Source organism: Collimonas silvisoli (assembly GCF_018305005.1).
Taxonomy (GTDB): domain Bacteria; phylum Pseudomonadota; class Gammaproteobacteria; order Burkholderiales; family Burkholderiaceae_D; genus Collimonas; species Collimonas silvisoli.
Genome location: NZ_JAGQEG010000166.1, coordinates 1 through 5462 on the forward strand (window position 1 = coordinate 1; position 5462 = coordinate 5462).

6 protein-coding genes are annotated in these 5462 nt (G+C 52.9%); 1 reads left to right on the forward strand and 5 read right to left on the reverse strand.

Annotated elements, in window-relative coordinates:
- Positions 1 to 117, forward strand: coding sequence for an SDR family oxidoreductase (locus KHU33_RS26720; protein ID WP_268907147.1), 117 nt, complete (start codon positions 1 to 3; stop codon positions 115 to 117).
- 244 nt (positions 118 to 361) lie between these two features.
- Here the strand turns inward: KHU33_RS26720 and KHU33_RS25140 are convergent, their stop codons facing one another.
- From KHU33_RS25140 to KHU33_RS25160, 5 genes are read right to left on the reverse strand one after another with little or no spacing between them, the layout of a single operon-like run.
- On the reverse strand, positions 362 to 1093 hold the full coding sequence (locus KHU33_RS25140; protein WP_211468125.1) for an Imm52 family immunity protein: 732 nt from the start codon (positions 1091 to 1093) through the stop codon (positions 362 to 364).
- Between the two features lie 9 nt (positions 1094 to 1102).
- On the reverse strand, positions 1103 to 1714 hold the full coding sequence (locus KHU33_RS26605; RefSeq protein ID WP_230414546.1) for a Tox-REase-5 domain-containing protein: 612 nt from the start codon (positions 1712 to 1714) through the stop codon (positions 1103 to 1105).
- An 18-nt stretch (positions 1715 to 1732) separates the two neighbouring features.
- Positions 1733 to 2086: a hypothetical protein gene (locus KHU33_RS25150; protein ID WP_211468127.1), complete on the reverse strand. Its 354-nt coding sequence runs from the start codon at positions 2084 to 2086 to the stop codon at positions 1733 to 1735.
- On the reverse strand, positions 2083 to 2613 hold the full coding sequence (locus tag KHU33_RS25155; protein ID WP_211468129.1) for a DUF4123 domain-containing protein: 531 nt from the start codon (positions 2611 to 2613) through the stop codon (positions 2083 to 2085). Before KHU33_RS25155 ends, KHU33_RS25150 begins: the two co-directional genes overlap by 4 nt.
- Positions 2588 to 5134, reverse strand: coding sequence for a type VI secretion system Vgr family protein (locus KHU33_RS25160; RefSeq protein WP_211468131.1), 2547 nt, complete (start codon positions 5132 to 5134; stop codon positions 2588 to 2590). The genes KHU33_RS25155 and KHU33_RS25160 overlap by 26 nt, the downstream gene beginning before the upstream one ends.
- Positions 5135 to 5462: the final 328 nt, after the last annotated feature.

A 5462-nucleotide genomic window follows, 5' to 3' on the forward strand; every position in this document is an offset into this window, starting at 1 on the left:
TTGGGCCGCAGCGGTTCGGCCACCGATGTCGCGGCGGCGATCTTGTATCTGGTTTCGGACGCCAGCCGCTTTGTCAGCGGCAACGAACTGGTGATTGATGCCGGGTATGGCAGGTAGCCGCCGTATGCTGACTGCGCTGAATTACAGCGTTTTATGGAATAGAACGCGATGTTGTCCTTCGCCAGCATAATTGAGAACAACCGGGATACCATCGATTTCACCGGACCCGGGAAGAAACGTAAATCCCCGCTTGCGATGAAATGCGATAGAACCGGTATTGACCACATCATTTTGATGGTGCTTTTACGGCGGCAAAAATGATTTTTGATGTTTGTAGTTGTTTTTCTGAAGCTGGTCCTGATTATCCGGCGGTAATCAATGGCAGCAACTCCATGTCAACAAGACGCATTGCAATTTTATTGACACCGTCGATCAACTCCGGTTCTTTACCCACAAAATCTGTACGGGTAGCGACTATGATCGTGCCTTGATTAAGAGCGTTGTTGATGGGGATCAGCATTTCTGCTTCGGGTAGGTGTTTGGCCGTGAGGATGGCAGGAGCAAAATGGACCCAGCCGCACTTCACACGATGCTGAAATGTCATTTTCTCAAATAGAGGATCAGGCCACACACTGAGCGAACGAACAGAAAAATGCTTGAGGACTATTTGTACTAGGTTTATAAAAAAGTCTACTTGCGGCGTTGCCAGGCAGCGACGGTCGGAGATCTCACAATCTAGACTAAAACAATCTAGGGACAAGCTCATATTTCGACTCGGATCCCCCTCAAAGCGGCTGTCTTTATACGTCAAGCCATTCCAAAGCAAATAGCTTTCCACCGAATCTTCGATGCGTTGCTGGATCAATTTTTCTTCGGTCGTTGTATTCGGGAACGGATTGGAATAGGGCGGCTTTTCGTCTTTACCATTATTGACATACCAATGACCGGTGATATCTGGATGTACCGTCGCCAGTTCTTTTACAAAAGCCACGTAACGGTTCATTTCATTACGAATAGCAACTTCTTCGTGCGGAGTTTTCTCTGAAAATCTGGCACGTAGAGTAATGATGCGTTCTAAATGGGAAAAATCCATAGCAATCTCTTATAAATAGGTATAAAAACTTAGAACGGGAAGTTCAAAACTTGCAAACTTTCGCCAAGCTTCCTGTTCCATAAAATGCCATTGCAAATGCACACCAGGGGCCGTGGCGACAATGCCGATATGTCGGCCCGCTTGTTTTTTCAATCCAATAAAAACAAATTTGCCAAATTTCTCGAATTTTTTCGGTTCCAAAAACTGCGCATACTGTCCTTTAGCTTCAACCAAGGTGCAATTATCATCCGGCCAAAGTCCATCAAAATCGGTCATTCGAAATACCCATTCGTCGATAAAATTACCAACGTTTCCAAAGCCGATGCGACGACCAGAATTCATATTGGCAATCTTGATTTGATATTCTGCGTTGATGGGGGCACCCATATTGCGCGCTCTTCTGAACTTCATCCCATTTTTCTCACCTAGGCATTTTTTACACTCCGACTTTGTATCCCCTTGTTTACAGGCGTCGTCATTTGCCTCTGTTTTAGCGGCTTCAGCGACTTTATCTACTACCACCTTGGTTATTGCACGTTTCAAAGCCTGACTTACCCAGGGCCAAGCCGCTTCCCCTGCTTCAACTACTACCTCTCCTATTGGAACAAGTACACCCGCCATATTTATCCTCTCTTTGTATTATTTGGCTGTCTTTTTGAGGCCGGCATCCAGTATCGCTAAAATATCTTCGGCGCGTTCATTGGCTCGTTGCGGGGCCGCTTTGATCAGCCGTGTAAATTTCGGTTCGTCAATGACGCCTGGCGCAAACAGGACTTCCCACACCATCCATCGATAAATCAGATCGATACGCGTGATATTCAGCGCCCGCACTTTGTCATAGGCAACCAGAATGTGCTGGCGTAAGGTTTTTCGATCCGATTGATTAGCCTGTTCCGGGTAACTATTCTCAAATTTCCCAGTTAGATAGTCGGCGTACAAGAGCCGGTCCGGCAGGTCCAGGGATGCAACCTGGTGTTGGGATAACTCCATCATGCTTTCCTGTAATAGTGGATAAAGCCCCGCGCAGGGTACCAATAGGTCCAGCTTAATGCCGGGCTGAGTAATTCTGTCCACTGCGCCGTACTGAGCGTTGTCTCTAAATCGAACAAAACCCTTGGATCGTAGAATCGCAGAAACAGTGCGTCGCCGTCCGGGGCGGTCGGATAGAGTCGATATTGCAGGGCCTCGCCGAGCTTGGCCAACGATACCGAGGCAGTCAGCCAGATCACCGAAGCTTTCTTACTTTGTAGCTCGGCCAGATAGGCAGCAGCCTTGTGCTGCGTCGGCGAAATGTCGAGCAGCAAAGGGCCGTAAGCTGCTGCTTCATGCTCGGGCGTGCCATCCAGCAGTTGTATCCGCGCCACCTCTACAAGCGCCGGGTTCGAAGCCACCGCCTGCGGCCATTGTGCGCCATCGAGCAATGCATATCCTTTAGCGGATCGGCAGGCCTCAAGCCATTGTTGCGGGATATGTAGTGCATTTTCCACAGGCGTTTTATCGAGCGATGACTTTCGTTCCATTCTTGGCGGCCTCCAATAAGCATTCGATACAAATAGGTTCTTTGAACAGAGGCAACATCCCGACTTTTGGGGCGCTCAGATTTTTACTGGCCGAATGCACGATCCAACTGCCATTTGTTCCGCTTTCAATCCCGCCTGCTTTCCATTGGGTATAGCTGCCGCCGCCGTTAATCAATACCTCTTCCTTGGCGGTGATGGTGATCCGGTTCGCGGTGTGGGTGACGTTGAGCTTGGCAAGCAGGTTGATATTATTTTGCAGTGCCTGCAAATCAATGTCGCCGCCTGCGGCTATCAGTTTCATTCCGGCTTTATGCGTGAAGATACGTATGCCATTTTTTACGCTTGCCAATAGCCGTTGACCTACCGAAAGACTGAGATGCTGACCACTGGTTAGCGCGATATGCTCGCCGCTGGCAATGTGCGTTGACTGCGGTGTGGTGGTTTCAATGCCGGCAGGACTAGCGAGGATCAAATGCGGTTCGGCCAGTTCCGGGAAGTTTCCTGCATTCGCATCGCCGCCGCTGCCCTTGATCGCGTCGTTCTGCGCCTTGATGACCTTGGCGACATCGCTCTGATCGCTGCCGTGTTCTTGCGCCTGATGCTGTTGCGCCAGGTCGCCCAGGGTTTCATGCTGGTCCCGCGCCTGCGTCAGCCGCTGCACTGTCTCGCCCATGTCCTTGATATGGCTTTGGGCGCTCGTGCGGGCTTCTGCGCTGATCAGCAAACCATCCTTAGCCCGTATCGCTCCATGTCCATCCGTGCGCAACTCGAAGCCTTCGCCTCGTGGGTCTTTACGACCGGCATTGTCGTCGATGCGGGTGATGTTGCCGAGACTAAGCTGGCTATGCTGATAATCGCTTTTGAGCTGGGCCTGGATCTTCTGTTCGGTGTCGTCCAGGATCAAATGATTGCTGCGGCCGCCGGCGCTGTTGCCGCCGCCTTGGGTCAGCTCACGCGAGCGGAAGCCCGATAGCGCGCTTTGACTCGGCAGCGACCAGGGCGGTAAATTGACCTGATTGTGAACCCGTCCGGTGCATACGGGCAGATCGGGATCGCCGCTGACGAAACTGACGATCACCTCTTGCCCAATCCGCGGCAGATGCATGCCGCCCAACTGATTGCCGGCCCAAGGGCTGGCAACACGTATCCAGCAACTGCTGTTCTGATCGTTCTGGCCGAGGCGATCCCACGGGAATTGCACCTTGATGCGACCGAGATTGTCTGTCCAGATAGCTTGATCCGCCGGTCCTACCACAAGAGCGGTGGCGATACCGGGGACGACTGGTTTCGACGCGGTGCGGTCAGGACGGAATTCCTGGGCGCGGGCAGGATGGACGGTAAAGTCGACGTCAACCCGGTATTGCTGGTTGCGCTGACCGCCGATGCGTTGCGTTTCCTGCGCCACCTCTTCGATGGTCAACGTGGCGGAGAGAACGATGTAGTCGATATTGGCAGCGTCTTGCGGATGCCTTGCCAAGGTGAACGTGCAGCCGGGCACCATCGCACGGATATGGCCGGCGCCCTGTGCGCGATGGCCGTGGCTGCGTAGCGCTTCCATGCGCCGGCGGGCAATCGCATCGCCTTCGGCTTTCGGGTCGTTGGCCGCCCGTTGCGGCCCGGCCTGCGGTTGAACGTAATTTTCGGCATGCCACTCGTAGACTTCCTGGCTGTTGTGGGCGGTATCTCGCGGGTCGCTGCGGTGCGAGGTGAGATCGGCCCTTGGCCGTGTGTAATCGTAATCCCGCGTGGTATAGGCACCGGAAATCAGCTTGCGCGCAGGGGTGAAGGCCGAGATGGTTTCCTCATCGATGCGCGTGCCTTCAGTGTAAAACGGCAGCACGTGATAGGCACTGCTGCCGAACTTTGCATAAGCGCTATTGGCGTCGGCCAGCACCAGCCTGTGCGCCCCGTCGCTGTGGGAGAAATGGAAGGAGATGCCCCATTCCTGGGTCAGCCGGCAAAGGAATGCGTAGTCGGTCTCGTTGTACTGATTTTGGTAGTCCCGTTTTGGATAGCTGTCGTAGAGCCGTTTTTCAACCGGGAACCCATAGTCCGCCAACAAGTTGTCCAGCACCTCGACGACGGTCTGGTCCTGGAAAATCCTGCAGTTGGTCCGCAACGTCGCCAGATGCAGCCAGGGCCGTAACGTCACCTCGTAGAACACATGCCGCGCTTCTTCGCGCAGCATCCTGGCCTCGGTGATCAGGCCGGAGATTTCGCGGACACCGGCGCCAAGGTTGCCCAGACTGCCGCCGACCGCGCCCGCCATGAATGTGCCGTTGCCTTCCAGCTCGATCATGACCGTCAGTTCGCGGCCAATGAAATCGTCCAGATGGAAATTGGCGGCTTGAGCGGCCAGGTGATTCAAGGCGTCCGGCGTTTTAAGGATCAGACGGTACTCGAACAGACCGTTGATTGCCTCGCTGCCTGCGAGGCTCACGGGGATCAGCGCAGGCTGGCCCAGGATCTCGGGGATGGCGGCATTTTTTTTAAGACTAAGACAGCGAGGCGTGTTGAACATTGGGTTTTCCTAAGAAAGCGGCATGCCGACGGAAATACGAATACATCATGTATTGCGTTATCGTAATGCCATCTGCTCTATAGGAATGTCAGCCCTTGTCAAATCCTGGATGCTAATACGGCTCGGCTTTGATTGGACAGCCAAATAATTGACAGTCACAGGGAGAGGAAATTAACTGTGGACAAAAACTGACTAATTAGTTTGGATACTACTTAAAAAAATTTGAAAATTCCGTATCATTTTCCAACGCCTTTCGCAACTTGTGCCGTTCCGGACTTGGGGTTCCAAAAATCTCGGCCGTTGTCGCAAGATCCAAAATTTTCTGAAT